Source organism: Dyadobacter ginsengisoli DSM 21015 (genome assembly GCF_059568735.1).
The window spans coordinates 599,026-613,466 of the sequence record NZ_JCANTY010000002.1 but is presented as its reverse complement, the minus strand read 5'-3'; the positions used below and the strand labels follow the sequence as shown (position 1 = coordinate 613,466).

Annotated in this window: 7 protein-coding genes; 6 read left to right on the top strand and 1 reads right to left on the bottom strand. The window is 49.4% G+C overall.

Annotation, left to right across the window (positions count from 1 at the left end; all coding sequences use genetic code 11):
* The first annotated feature begins 35 nt into the window (after positions 1-35).
* The 4 genes from BP71_RS08895 (at position 36) to BP71_RS08880 (ending at position 6,377) form a co-directional block, all read left to right on the top strand.
* Entirely contained in the window at positions 36-719 is a 684-nt protein-coding gene (locus BP71_RS08895) for a LamG domain-containing protein (protein WP_496378230.1), read from the top strand.
* A gap of 614 nt (positions 720-1,333) precedes the next feature.
* Positions 1,334-2,767, top strand: coding sequence for a sulfatase (locus BP71_RS08890; protein WP_496378228.1), 1,434 nt, complete (start codon positions 1,334-1,336; stop codon positions 2,765-2,767).
* 133 nt (positions 2,768-2,900) lie between these two features.
* On the top strand, positions 2,901-4,529 hold the full coding sequence (locus BP71_RS08885; protein WP_496378227.1) for an arylsulfatase: 1,629 nt from the start codon (positions 2,901-2,903) through the stop codon (positions 4,527-4,529).
* Between the two features lie 426 nt (positions 4,530-4,955).
* Entirely contained in the window at positions 4,956-6,377 is a 1,422-nt protein-coding gene (locus BP71_RS08880; protein WP_496378225.1) for a sulfatase, read from the top strand.
* Between the two features lie 205 nt (positions 6,378-6,582).
* Here the strand turns inward: BP71_RS08880 and BP71_RS08875 are convergent, their stop codons facing one another.
* Complete coding sequence (locus tag BP71_RS08875) at positions 6,583-10,905, bottom strand: FG-GAP-like repeat-containing protein (RefSeq protein WP_496378223.1); 4,323 nt, start codon at positions 10,903-10,905, stop codon at positions 6,583-6,585.
* Positions 10,906-11,097: 192 nt separating this feature from the next.
* On the opposite strand from BP71_RS08875, the gene BP71_RS08870 reads away from it, so the two are divergent.
* A complete protein-coding gene (locus BP71_RS08870) occupies positions 11,098-12,486 on the top strand; it encodes a sulfatase family protein (RefSeq protein ID WP_496378221.1) in 1,389 nt (462 codons plus the stop codon).
* Positions 12,487-13,148: 662 nt separating this feature from the next.
* On the top strand, positions 13,149-14,408 hold the full coding sequence (locus BP71_RS08865; RefSeq protein WP_496378219.1) for a peroxiredoxin family protein: 1,260 nt from the start codon (positions 13,149-13,151) through the stop codon (positions 14,406-14,408).
* The last annotated feature ends 33 nt before the right edge of the window (positions 14,409-14,441 follow it).

Below are 14,441 nucleotides of genomic sequence, written 5' to 3'. Positions count from 1 at the left end.
GAATTTATTAACCATTCGAAAACACCGTCATGGCCATGAAAAAAAATGCAACAACCGTCCTGGGCTTTTCCCTGGCTCTTTTCGCAAGTGGAATGTCCACAGTGGAAGCACAAAATATCGCCTTGAAGCCTGCGGGTCTCGTGCCGTTTCAGGTTACTGCCGCCGAGGTGACTTATAAGGAGAAAGCCGCTGTAAAACTGGAAATGCCCAAGCCCCCGGCTAATGAAAAAACCCTCGCGTTGCTGAAAGAAGTCAGTTTCCACAATGGCACCATCGAGGCTACTATTTCAGGGCAGCCCGGTGCGAATTCGGGTGGTGGCGCAAGGGGTTTTGTAGGCATTGCGTTCCGCGTCCCGGCAGACACTTCTAAAATGGAGCTCTTCTATATTCGTCCGACGAACGGACGCGCCGATGATCAGGTTCGTCGTAATCACTCCACGCAGTACGTATCCCAGCCGGGTTTTCCGTGGGAGAAGTTGCGGAAAGAAACGCCCGAGAAGTATGAAGCCTACGCAGATATGGTTCCGGGTGAATGGACCAAAGTGAAAATTGAGGTAAAGGATGAAACAGCGAAGTTTTACGTCAATGGTGCGGCTCAGCCTACACTGATTGTCAACGATCTGAAACAGGGAAAGGACCTTCGTGGGGGAGTTGGTCTGTGGATCGGGCCAGGTACTATCGGCCATTTCACGGATTTGAAAGTAACTAAATTGGACTAGTAGTGTTGTAATAAAGCCTGTTGCCTAAAAATGTATCAATAAAGCAAGTTAATCCTTGCTTTATTGACATCCTTAAATTTACTTTGCCCATTGAACTTATAGAGTAAGTATTTTATTTAAACCTGTCGACCGGGAATAGCCATCATTTCCAGACGGTACATTTACAAATGCCTGTGTCAAGCTTTGCAACAGGGGCAGGGTTTCATACTTAAGTGCGCTTTTGCGTATATGTTATAGCGGTAGGAGCGAGCGCGAGCGTTCGACTTTTTGTGAAAACACGGCAGTCATTTACTTTCAGAACTTTTCAAAAACCTTTTAATACCGGTAATGAGAAAATGCTTTTACCTGATTCTGTATCTGACAGGCTTTTTAAGTCATTCCTTGGCCCGGGAAATGGTGATGGGTATGATGAATACAGAGGCAAGTAAATGCCGTTATGGTTGTTTGTGAAGGGCCGCTACCGATCATCGGCATCGGTCTTAAAGCAGGTCCAGTGACAGCCGCAAATGATTTTCCTTTTACATTACGAATCAATACTACCAACTACAAGCAACAGAAAACTGGCATTGACGAGCGGAATGATGAGTTGGTATAAATAGCACGACATGAATCAAATGAAAAGACTTATTCCAAATTTGCTTCTGATCCTTCTTCTTACGAGTGACCCATCCTATTCGCAGGTGAAGAAACAGCCAAACATCCTTTTCATTCTCGTCGATGATTGGGGATGGACAGACCTGAGTTCGGCAGGGAGCCAGTATTATGAGACGCCGAACATCGATAAACTGGGCAGAGAGGGATTGCGCTTCACGCAAGCATACTCCGTAGGCCCCAACTGTGCTCCAAGCAGGGCGTCGCTGATGACGGGCAAGTACACGCCGCGGCACGGCATTTACACCGTCGGTAATTCGGATCGTGGCAAGTCGGCGGACAGAAAGCTGATTCCCATCCAAAACAATACCGTGCTGGATCCTTCATTTGTCACCATTGCCGAAGAGTTCAAACATGCGGGTTACCGTACGGGTTTGATCGGTAAATGGCAATTGGGAGGAAAAAATAAGGGAGCTGACGCGCACGCCCAGGGCTTCGATCACGTGATTGGCGGTACCGGTGGTACAAGTTCCTATTTTTATCCCTACAATAAAGATGGCAGAGGGTCGCCGCACGAGGGCATTGCTTCCGGCAAAGAAGGTGAATACCTGACCGACCGGCTGACGGACGAAGCCGTGAAATTCCTGGATACACATCAGGAAAGGCCTTTTTTCTTATATCTGTCATACTTCGCAGTCCACACCCCTATTGAAGCCAGAATCGACATTATACAAAAATACAAAGGTAAAAAAGGGACGGCCTACCATCATAACCCGGTGTATGCAGCAATGATCGAGAGCGCCGATCAGGGTATAGGGCGTGTGCTCCGACAGCTGGACGCGTTGGGCCTGGCCGAGAATACACTGGTTGTGTTCTTCTCAGATAATGGGGGAATGGGTGCCGTCACCGCCCAGCACCCGCTGCGCGGTTCGAAAGGCATGTTGTATGAAGGCGGTGTACGTGTGCCGTTGATTGTGAAATGGCCGGGTAAAACCAAGCCGGGGACCCAAACCGATAGCCCGGTGATCGGCATCGATTTCTACCCGACACTATTGGAAGTGGCGAATATCCCAAAACCGTTGAATACTGAAGTGGACGGACAGAGTTTCGTGCCGTTGCTGTTGCAAAAGCAGACACCACAGCGGGATATTTTCTGGCATTTTCCAGCCTATCTGGAAGCCTATAAGGGAGATAAACGCAATAAGGACGCATTCAGGACACGTCCGGCGAGCACCGTCCGCTCCGGGGATTTCAAACTGCACCAGTTTTACGAAGACGGGCGGATCGAGCTTTACAATGTCCGGGAGGACATCGGCGAGACGAAGGATCTTGCCAAATCCAATCCTGCCAAGGCAAAAGAGTTGAAAGAAAAGCTAGAAGTATGGAAACAGCAGACGAATGCGCCAGTACCCACTCAATTGAACCCGGAGTATGCACCTGCCGTAACCGGAAAATAAGCATTCAAAGTTGTTCAAATGAAAAAGCATTACAGATCACTGCGACATTGAGCACCGGAAAAATAGCCGTGCGGTAGCAGTGAGTGAAAATGCTCATTTACAATTTGCGTAACACCAATAAATCATCTCAATTATGTATTTGAAACACATTATTAAATCACTGCTGATTGCGGTGCTGCCGGTTTCGGCGGGGATGGCGCAGCAGAAACCGAATGTAATCGTGATTCTGGCAGACGACCTCGGGTTCGCGGACCTGGGCTGTTATGGAAGCGAAATACCGACGCCTAATCTCGACCAGCTCGCGAAGAACGGGGTGCGCTTTACCAATTTCTATAACACCGCCCGCTGCTGTCCTACGCGTGCAGCTTTACTCACAGGCGTTTATAGCCATCAGGCTGGCATCGGGCATATGATGGACGACAAGGGCGCCGACCATCCGGCCTATCGCGGACAGCTGAATCATCATAGTGTAACGATCGCCGAGGTCATGAAAAATGTCGGCTATTTTACAGCTATGACCGGAAAGTGGCATGTGGGTCATCAGCACGGAGTGTATCCTTCTAATCGCGGCTTCGACCGTTCACTGCATGCGCCTGCGGGAGGTTTTTACTATGGTACCGGGCAGAATGCAAAGCTTTTCCTGAATGGCCAGGAAATTCCCAATGGCTCCGACAAACTACCCAAAGACTGGTATTCCACCGACCTGTGGACGGACTACGGCCTGCGTTTCATTGACGAGGCATTGACCGAAAAGAAGCCGTTTATGCTTTATCTGGCGCACAATGCCCCCCACTTTCCGTTACAGGCACCGGAGGAGGACATCGCCCGGTTCAGAGGGAAATACCTGAAAGGCTGGGAAAAGCTTCGGCAGGAACGATATGAGCGCCAGATCAAATCGGGGCTGATCGATCCGTCGTGGAAGCTGCCGCCGATTAACCCGAATGTGAAAAAGTGGGATAGCCTGACTGATGATGAGAAAAAGCGCTATGACGACATGATGGCGATCTATGCGGCTGTCATTTACCGTCTCGATAAAAGCATCGGCGACCTGGTAGCTGGTTTGAAAAAACGCGGGGTGTTTGAAAACACGGTAATCCTGTTTGTCTCGGACAACGGCGGCAACGCGGAGCCAGGCATCGAAGGGCGCTACGAAGGTGAAAAGCCGGGAGCAGCCAAATCAACTGTTTTTCTCGGGCAGGGTTGGGCTGAGGCGGCTTGTACGCCTTTCTGGGCATACAAACACCATACACACGAAGGCGGCATATCATCGCCGGGGATCGTGTCGTGGCCCGCCGGAATTCCAGCGTCAAGAAACGGTAAACTTGAACGTCAGCCAGGGCATATCATCGATATCATGGCTACGGTGGTGGATCTGGGCGGAGCAAAATATCCTGAAACATTTGCCGGGCAGCGCATTCAGCCGCTCGAAGGTACGAGTTTGAAACCCGCATTTACAGGTAAACCAGTGAACCGGAAGAATCCGATTTTCTGGGAGCACGAAGGCAATCGGGCACTTCGTGACGGTAAATGGAAACTGGTGGCCGAAAAGACCGAGAAATGGCAATTATATGACGTCGAAAAGGACCGGACTGAGCTCAACGATCAGTTTGAAAAGCAGCCTGCCATTGCCAAAAAACTGGTGGAACAATATGAGGCCTGGTACAAGCGCGTGGGTGCCGAGGAGTTTGACAAAACCTTTAAATGGTTTTATGATTATGAGAAAGCCAAACAGCAGGCTGCACCGGGTGGGACTGGCAGGTAGCCTATTGCTTCGCACCTGCATGTAATCCTTGGCGTGAAAGCAAATGGTACTTCGGAACGCGCTGTAAATCTGGTGGATATTTACCCAACACTGACCGAACTGTGTAAATTACCCGTCAAAAAGGCGTGGAAGGCAACAATGTCGTGCCGCTTCTGAAAAATCCGGGTACTACCCGGAACCACTTGTCGGTTACAACTTATGGCATTGGAAATCAAGCAGCGAGGTTCGAAAAATATCGACACACATGCCACAGCGATGATTATAGGGGCCATATGGCCATGAGGGCAATCCGCAGAAATGAAAGAATCTTGCAAAAAATTAAAAATATGTGATTATCAGGAAGGGGCTGGCAAAGTCGTTGCCTGTGATGAATGCTAAAGATGTCCCGACGCGGAGAAGGGGATTAAACAACTAAACCAACGTCCGATGATTAAAAAATACGCATTGCTGGCACTCGCAGCGCTTTCACTTACTCATGTTACAACATTTGCCGGCGACGGGAGGGCGAAGCCGAAGTATAACGTATTGTTCATCGCCGTCGACGACCTGAACAACGACCTGGGTACTTACGGAAACACGTTCGTGAAATCACCGAATATCGACCGTCTGGCCAAACGGGGTGTCCGGTTTGATAAGGCTTATACTCAGTTTCCGCTTTGTAGCCCAAGCCGTTCATCGTTGCTCACCGGCCAGCGACCCGATGTAACGAAGATCTATGAACTGCAAACCCATTTTCGCAAAAATCTGCCTGATGTTGTCACCCTGCCACAATTGTTCAAAAACAATAATTATTATAGTGCGAGGGTCGGGAAGATTTACCATTACGGTGTACCGGGCCAGATTGGCACGGACGGGTTGGACGATCCTGATTCCTGGGACTACCGGGTAAATCCCAAAGGACGGGACAAAACCGAAGAGCCGCTGATCAAAAATCTGACACCTGATCGTGGGCTCGGCAGCGCATTGGCGTGGCGGGCGACCGAAGGTACCGATGACGAGCAGACCGACGGCATGATCGCCAATGAGGCCATCAAAATTATGAAGGAGAAGAAAAATGAACCGTTCTTTTTGGCAGTAGGTTTTTTCAGACCGCACACTCCGTATGTGGCACCCAAGAAATATTTCGACATGTATCCCGCAGACCAGGTGCCGTTGCCGAAGGAGATCCCGAATGACCTCGACGATGTGCCGGAGGCTGCATTATTTACCAAGCCGCCGCATTGGGGTTTGGATGAGGCGAAGCGTCGCGAAGCACTACGGGCATATTATGCGACGATCACTTTCATGGATTCACAAGTAGGGAAGCTGATCGATGCGGTGGATAAACTGAAACTCGCTGAAAAGACAATCATTGTGCTTTGGAGCGATCATGGCTACAATGTAGGCCAGCACGGGCAATGGATGAAACAAAGCCTTTTTGAAAATTCTGCCCGCGTTCCGCTCATAATTGTTGTGCCGGGTGGGACCAAAGGAAAAGCCTCCGGCCGAACGGTTGAACTGGTAGATATTTATCCCACGCTGGCCGAACTATGCGGTCTCGATCCGAAGCAGAATTTGCAGGGAAAGAGCTTAACCCCGCTGTTGAAAAATCCCACCGCCGTTTGGAATAAACCGGCGTATACTCAGGTAAAAAGAGGTCAGATATTCGGCAGGAGTGTCCGCACGGAGCGTTTTCGATATACCGAATGGGATGGCGGCAATGCGGGAACGGAACTGTACGATCATCACAAAGACCCCGGTGAGTTTACCAATCTGGCAAAGGATAACAATTTTATCATAACAGTTAACGAAATGGCTGCATTGTTGAAAAAGGGTTATCCGGGCGCGGTAACAGAGCAGGGAAAATGATAATTAGCTTTTTAAAGCCCAACAGGTAATCACCTGTAAGAGATTTGAAGGAGCCTGACTTTTATATGAAAAAGCCCATAACAAAGTGGGGCAAAGCAAAAGATCAGTTCCTGCCGGCCGACGAATACTGTGGCAATGGAATTGGATGACTTCAAAAAAGAAAATGCTCCCATGTACTGAGAGCATTTTCTTTTAAGCAAATTTTCTATTGTTTGACTACATGAATCGATTTACCATTGAACCTGACGATATAGATACCAGCTGGGAGATGAGTGAGGTCAACACTGGAAATTCCGTTGGCGTTTCTGATTGAATGGACTTTTTGCCCTGTCACCGCGAAAATCTGGACCTCTTCAATTTTTTCTTTCATGTCAAAACGAAGCTGTCCGCTGGTGGGATTCGGGAAAACATTTGTGATGATGTTTTTATCCAGGGTAACGGACTCGATGTGACTGAATGCAAAGGTTTCGTCGAGGTCGACCATTTTCAGGCGGTAGTAGCGTTTTGAGCCCGTCCAATCCGACGAATCGAGATAGGAATACTGACTACTGGTCAGCTTGTTTTCATGTGACTTCTGCGTTGCCAGCGTTTTCCAGTCTTTTCCGTTAGGGCTACCCTGGATTTCAAACCGGTCACTGTTTTCTTCCGTGGCGGTTTCCCAGGTCAATAGCACATTGTTTTCGATCGCTTTGGCTGAGAAACTGACTAGCGTCACCGGTAAGGCCGGCTGATTGAGGATGGTATATGACGACTGGGTATAGGTAGGAAGAAACCTCCAAGGGCCATATATCTGCCCGGTAAGTGCTTTTAGCATACTGTATTTTGCGCGGGCCCTGATTTTATTGTCGAAACCCACTTTGTTGACAGGCGTCTTAAGCTCCGTTCCCGGACCTCCCAAATCGACATATTGATTGGTTTGTCCTGAAAAGCTGGTACTGTTTGTAATAGTTCCTTCGCTGAAAAAGGCAACGGATTCTTTTTTGGTTTCCCACACCAGCCTTGCGCTATTTCTACCGAGGAATGATTTTACACGCAATCCTACTCCAAAATTAGCCTGTTGGATTTGGGTGTAATTGAGATCGGCGGCGAGATTTGAGTTGTAAACACGGAGATTGTTTCCTACCACATTTCCGCCGTGGTTGCCCTGATAGACAAAAGCCGCTCCGCCGTCAATTGACAAATTGACCCCTCCATCGTTTGATTCGTGATTGAAATTAATCATCCCAATAATGACATCACTATAACCATCCCCGTTCACATCGCCGGCGCCCGAAACAGAAACTCCCATCCGGGCCTCTTGGAAATTGCTTTCGACTGAAATGCTATTGACAGGAATAATGCCAGTGGAAGATCCGTAGTATACGAATCCGCTACCCTCATTAGGTTGGCCGCTGTCATGTTCGGGAGCGCCTACGATCATGTCACTGTATCCGTCTCCGTTCACGTCGCCCGCTCCGGCCACGGCTGCGCCATAATGTGCATCGGCTTGCAACCCTTTCAATCTGAGACTACCGTTGACTTGCGGGCCCTGGTCAGATCCGTAAAAAATGAAAGCTGCGCCCTCCGAGGACCCAGGCTTGTTGTGGTACAGGGGGGAGCCCACGAGAATTTCACTGAATCCATCCCCATTGAGATCGCCTCCGCTTGAAACAGAGAATCCCATCCAAGCGCCGGGGTCACCGGATTCGAATACATCTGATTTTGTTTTATCTATTCCGTTTTTTCCTCCGTAGTAAACAAACGCAGCACCCTCTGAGGCCTGTCCGTTGGAGAAAGTCGGTGCTCCTGTAATAACGTCGTTGTAGCCGTCACCGTTGACATCACCGGCCGAAGCAACGGAGTAGCCCATTTGCGCATTGGATTGGGTTCCCTCCAGCGCAGTATAAAAAGAACTGACGCCGGCTGTGGTTCCCTGATACACGAACGCCGCACCGCAGTTACTGCATCCTACCTTGTCAAAACCAGGGGCTCCGACAATTACGTCCCGAATACCGTCTCCGTTCACGTCGCCAGCGCCCGATACGGAAGTTCCCAGATAGGCATTGGTTTGATTGCTTTCTAATTTTTGGTTCCAAACCATGCTGACGCCGTTCAGCGATCCATGGTAAACAAATGCAGCACCGTTATCTGAGCTAGATCCGTCGTAGTATGGGGCGCCCACGATCAGATCACCGATACCATCCCCGTTCACGTCTCCGGCAGCAGACACGGAAGCACCGAATTGTGTATCTGTTTGGTTAAATTGGCTGATGTGGAGCTTGTTTGTCCAATTTTTCGGAACTCCCGCGGAGGAACCATAGTAAATGAATACCGCACCTGATTTGCCTGAACCATTGTCATATTGTGGAGCTCCAACGACGATGTCGCTAAACCCGTCTCCATTAAGGTCGCCTGCTCCGGTAACGGAGTATCCAAATTGTGCGCCGGACTGGTTGACTCCCAACATAATGGTAGGTGCGGCTAAGATACCCGAAGCAGAACCATGAAAAACGAAAGCGGATCCGTTGTCGGTGTTGGAAGCATTGTCGTATAAATTAGCACCACTGATAACATCACTGTACCCGTCTCCATTCACGTCTCCCGCACTTGCCACGGAGATACCCATCTGGGCTTCATTCTGATCTGACTCCAAGACTGCGACGTGTGAATTGATACCGGTAGCTGTACCATGGTAGACGAATGCGCCTCCTTCCTTGGATGAGCCATTGGTATAAAATGGTGCTCCTACAATGAGATCGGAAAATCCGTCTCCATCTACGTCGCCTGCACTTGCCACGGCGGTCCCAAACTCTGCGTTGGGTTGATTTGCATCAAGCGTATCTTTCGGGGTGGCCGACACTCCACCATTTGCAATACCCTGATAAAGAAAGGCAGTTCCTTTACTGTTATCATATTTCGGTGCTCCCGCGATGACGTCGCTTTGCCCGTCACCGTTATAATCTCCCGCGGAGGCTACCGACGATCCAAGTAATGCGCCGGCCTGATTACTTTCCAAGGTTGCAACAGGAACTGTTTTGATACCCATCGCAATACCCAGATAAACAAAAGCGACCCCTTCATTATCCTCGCCATTGTCGTAGTACGGAGCGCCGGCTATAATGTCGCTGTATCCATCACCATTTACATCACCAGCTCCTGCCACAGAAATCCCGAGGGCAGCTTGTGGTTGGTTACTTTCAAGGATAGTCGGAGATGCAACCAAGCCATTGGAGGAACCCAGGTAGACAAATGCAGCACCTTCCCGAAGATCATTGTTCTGATAGCTTGGAGCACCCACCACGACGTCACTGTAGCCGTTGTTATCGACATCACCTGCCAGCGCGACGCTTTTGCCGAGCTCTGCATTGGCCAAATCACTTTCGATGGTGTCGGAGGCAGTAGTGCTGACTCCGGATGGCGAGCCGTAGTAAAGGAAGATGGCCCCTTCTGATTGTTGCCCGTTCTGATAATGTGGGGCGCCTACAATAAGATCTCCAAGCCCGTCCCCATTGATATCTCCCGCGGTAGAGGCCGCATAACCGAACAGGGCATCAGAAACCTTTCCTTCGAGTTTTACCAGCGAACCGGTTTGTATACCTGTTGAGGAACCGTTATATACGAAGACGGCTCCCTGGTTAGTGATGCCATTGTCCCATCCGACTACGCCCACGACGATTTCACTGTATCCGTCGCCATTCAGGTCGCCGGCTGTCTGGACAGAGTATCCCAGATTGTCGCGCGATGTAAGGCCATATAGTTTGGTGTCCGCGTTTCCCGGATTCCCATGCGTAATGATAGGGTCGATAGTGACCGGATACACGGCATTTTCTGCTTCGACGTGTAAAATGATTTCCTGGCCTTTAAAAGACATGGAAGAGGCTAGTATCCTGCCATTTGCGTCCCAGCATTTAAGATCGCTGTAATGCAGGCCTGAGCCGTCAGGTGAATCGGACGTCGCATATTGCATGCTCAGCTCTCCGTTGGCATCCTGGGTAATCGTAGCACCGCTGGCCTTCAATTTTACTTCCAGATTCCTGGTTTTTTCGGGGGCATCATGAATGATGAAATTCTCCCGGATTCCTTGCGGACTGTTGATAAATTCTTCGGTAAACCCGGAATGCCTGATCAGCACTTGATTTTCGTCGATTTTCGAGACAGCAGTGTGCTCCGGCTGGTGAATAAGATTGCCATCGGCAAAAACTCCGCTGGTAGCGAGGGAAACCTTGAATGGACGGGCAACGTCGACACGATTTTGGATCGTCACCAAACCAGGCTGAAAGTAGCCACGCAGATTTTGGGCGCGGTTAGGAGCTTGCAATATTCCGTTGTTTTGTTCCGGGCTGATATTGTACTCCATCAACGTGATTTGGTCAAAATAGGACTGATTGTTGCTTACTTCGGAGATAGCTGAAGCTGGTACCGGCTGTTTTTTTGTTTTGCCGGAAGTGGAGAAGTGCAGGGGCAGAAACGAGCCTGCCTGGTAGAGCGAAACTGCGAGCGTCAGGCAAGCTATAAATGCATAGTGCGCGCGATGATAGATTTTTTTCATAAGTGTTGTGTACATTTAGTGACAACAGGTTGCTTTGATTTGAACTACAAATTATGGCTGGCGCTAGTTGTAATAGGAAAGGAATTACTGGTGTGCCGGTAACGATGAGTGGGCGGTAAACGAGGAATAGTTTTGACGGTTCGTTGAAGGACGCCCCACAGATTTTTTAGTCTTTGCTGATAACTTTTAGAAATGAGAAAGAGATACTTTTGCCAATTGTCCTTCGGATGGGTAGCCACACTGTTCCTGATTTGTGATATCGCCTGTGTCCAGGCCCGGAATCGCCCCAACATCGTCTTTCTTCTTACCGACGATCACCGATGGGATGCATTAGGCGCAATGGGGAACAAGGTGATCCGGACGCCACACCTGGATGCTTTGGCCAGGCGGGGCATACTTTTCAGAAACGCCCACGTAACGACTGCGATTTGCATGGTCAGCCGTGCAAGCTTGTTGAGTGGGCAATATATGTCGAGGCATGGTATCAATGATTTCAATGCGGATTTCAAACCGGTAGCATTGGCGAATACTTATCCTGCTTTGCTGAAAAAAGCCGGCTATAAGATCGGTTTTATCGGTAAGTTCGGGGTGGGGGTGATGAACCCGCCTGATACGCTTTTTGATTATTGGGCGGCTAAAAAAGAAGGACAGCCATCCTATGAACTCATCAATGGCAGCGGTCGCATCACCCACCACACAGACAGCGTTGGGAAAGATATTGCCCAATTCCTGGGCCTGTTCGCAGGTAAGGAGCCATTCTGCCTCTCAGTGAGCTTCAAAGCGCCGCACGAGCTGGACGGTAATCCGCCGAGGTATCCGGTGCAGGAACGTTTCAAGGCATTATATGAAAATGTAAAAATCCCCGATCCGGTCACTGCTGCACCACAGTATTGGGACAGCCTGCCGGCATTTTTCCGTACCGACCAAAACATCGGCCGTGACCGTTGGAAACCACTTCTATCCACGCCTGAACTCAGGCAGGAAACAACCCGTGATTATTACAGGCTCATCACAGGCGTAGATGAAGTGGTGGGAAATCTTGTAGCGCAGCTTAAAAACCTGAAAATCGACGGGAACACCATTATTATTTTCATGGGGGATAATGGCTTCTCTTTGGGAGAGCACGGGCTGGAAGGCAAGTGGTTCGGTTTCGAAGAGTCGATCCGCGTTCCATTGATCGTTTCCGGCGGAGGCGTACCGAGGCACCTGAGAGGAACATCATCCGGGCAGCTTGCATTGAATATAGACATCGCGCCGACGATCCTGTCATTTGCCGGTGTACTGCTCCCGGAAGGAATGCAGGGCTGCGATTTAATGGCTGTTGAACAAAAGAAGGCAACTCCCCGTAGCGATTACTTCTACGAACACACGTATCTGGGCAGTCCGCGGCTGCCGAAAGTGGAGGGCGTCGTAACCAACGACCTTAAATATATGCAGTACATCGAAAACGGGTATGAAGAACTCTACGATACACGAAAGGACCCGTACGAAACGACGAACCTGGCTAAAAATCCGTTAGAGAAAGCCCGGCTCGTTCAGATGAGGAAACGGTATGAGGTTTTGAAAAGCGCGGCAAAATAGCATCTGTTTTTCGGTATCTGTCTTGTCAATATTCTCCGGGACGACTGTCTTGTCAAAAATTTCTACATCCAGTTTTTTGCAGGCAATCACTTTTAAGGCTAGTTCGGTCGGGTAACCTCCAATGTAATATGCGCCATCGTAATGCCCCACCGCGAGCATGCATTCCGCCTCCTTGAGCCGGTCCATTACGAGTGTTTTTAGACCCGATACCAGAGCTAACTTCTTGGTGTGATTATTTACCCGGGATGCGTAAAACAGCAAGACACCAGTTTGGTGCTTTGATAAAAATCTATTTTAGGTCTTGATTATCATACGGTTAGTGGCTTATGTATAACCAGTATTCCTGCAAACTGAAAATTATTTTCCGACACTTTTTTCTACCTTCTTGCATTCTTAAAATCTTTAACAATCTTTGTCTATCGAATTTATAGATTTATAAAGAAGGAAGGGAGAGGTTAGGCTCTGAGATCTTCTGGCAACCTGTGACTTGTAAGGTGCCCCAGCCTAATTCTATTGATAAATCTGCGATCCAACCACCGGAGTAACGGAGTGCCTTTATCATCCCAGCCAGAAAGCTGGTTTAGGGAAAATTCGTGGCTGTGCAGAGCCATCGTGGCTGCGGACAGTGATTAAGGATTTTTGTATGCATAACCAACCACTCGATGAAGACCAGTAAACTATGCTCCTATGCTTTGGCCATTGGCCTTTCTTTCCACACATTCTGTATTCAAGCCCAACAGGCCAAAATACGCGACGGCATTTGGCGCGGCGTGTTCAAGGTAGGGCAGAATGACGTGCCTTTCAATTTTGAAGTGCGTAATGGCAATACCCCAACCCCGGTTTTTACAGCCATCAACGGCGCGCGACGGGATGAGTTCCAGGTGAGCCGGGTAGGCAACGATTCCATTCGGGTCAGCCTCAATACATTTGAAAATGCCTGGTTTGCCAAAATTCAGGCCGACGGAAGTCTTACCGGCGCGCAACGAAGCCTTGTTTCCGGTAATAGCCGCGTGTATCTGTTCGAAGCCCAGCCGGGGAGAGACTACCGCTTCACCGAACCGGGCAAGGAAATTACCCCCAAGGCAGACCTTTCAGGCAAATGGCTGGTAAAAATCCAATCGAAAGATGCTGGTGAAAAGCCGACCGACCGGGTGGCGGTTTTCGAGCAAAAAGGAAACAAGATCAACGGCATTATCCTTTCGGTCAGTGGCGACAGCCGTGAGTTGGAGGGGAACGTGAATGGAGATGAATTCATCCTCTCGGGTTTCACGGGATCAAGCCCTGCCTTGGTGAAAGGCAAGATTAATGCGGACGGATCGATATCCGGCGCGATTGGTGCTAACGCAGAGCCAATCCGTTTTGATGCTGTCAAAGACGATCAGGCTGCGCTACCCGACGCTTATGCGCTCACTTTTTTGAAACCAGGCTATGAAAAATTCGATTTTACCTTTCCTGACCTCGATGGCAAGGCCGTTTCGTTGAGCGACGAAAAATACAAAGGGAAAGTGGTAGTGATCGAGATTATGGGCACGTGGTGCCCCAACTGCATCGATCAGGTGACTTTCCTGGCGCCCTGGTTCAAAGAGAACAAAAGCAAAGGTGTGGAAGTGATAGGCCTGGCGTTCGAAGCAAAAGATGATCTTGCATTTGCCAAAAACACACTCACGAAGCTCAAAAACCGCTACGATATCCAATATGATCTGCTGTTTGCGGGCAAAGTCGGCGGTAATGTGGTGGCAGAGAAGCTGCCCGCTATCGACAAGTTCCTCGCATATCCGACGACGATCATTGTTGGTCGCGATGGCAAGGTAAAGGAGATTCATACCGGCTTTTCCGGCAAAGGAACGGGGCAGTTTTACGAGGATTATGTGACCAAATGGAATGCCGATCTGACGAAACTGATCGCAGAGCCGCTGCCATAACGGGCTGATTATAATTCATTCAACAAACTAATT

Bases quoted from the DNA above. Each gene is read 5' to 3' on its own strand.
- BP71_RS08895 (WP_496378230.1), top strand. From the start codon at position 36: ATGAAAAAAAATGCAACAACCGTCCTGGGCTTTTCCCTGGCTCTTTTC.
- BP71_RS08890 (WP_496378228.1), top strand. From the start codon at position 1,334: ATGAAAAGACTTATTCCAAATTTGCTTCTGATCCTTCTTCTTACGAGT.
- BP71_RS08885 (WP_496378227.1), top strand. From the start codon at position 2,901: ATGTATTTGAAACACATTATTAAATCACTGCTGATTGCGGTGCTGCCG.
- BP71_RS08880 (WP_496378225.1), top strand. From the start codon at position 4,956: ATGATTAAAAAATACGCATTGCTGGCACTCGCAGCGCTTTCACTTACT.
- BP71_RS08875 (WP_496378223.1), bottom strand. From the start codon at position 10,905: ATGAAAAAAATCTATCATCGCGCGCACTATGCATTTATAGCTTGCCTG.
- BP71_RS08870 (WP_496378221.1), top strand. From the start codon at position 11,098: ATGAGAAAGAGATACTTTTGCCAATTGTCCTTCGGATGGGTAGCCACA.
- BP71_RS08865 (WP_496378219.1), top strand. From the start codon at position 13,149: ATGAAGACCAGTAAACTATGCTCCTATGCTTTGGCCATTGGCCTTTCT.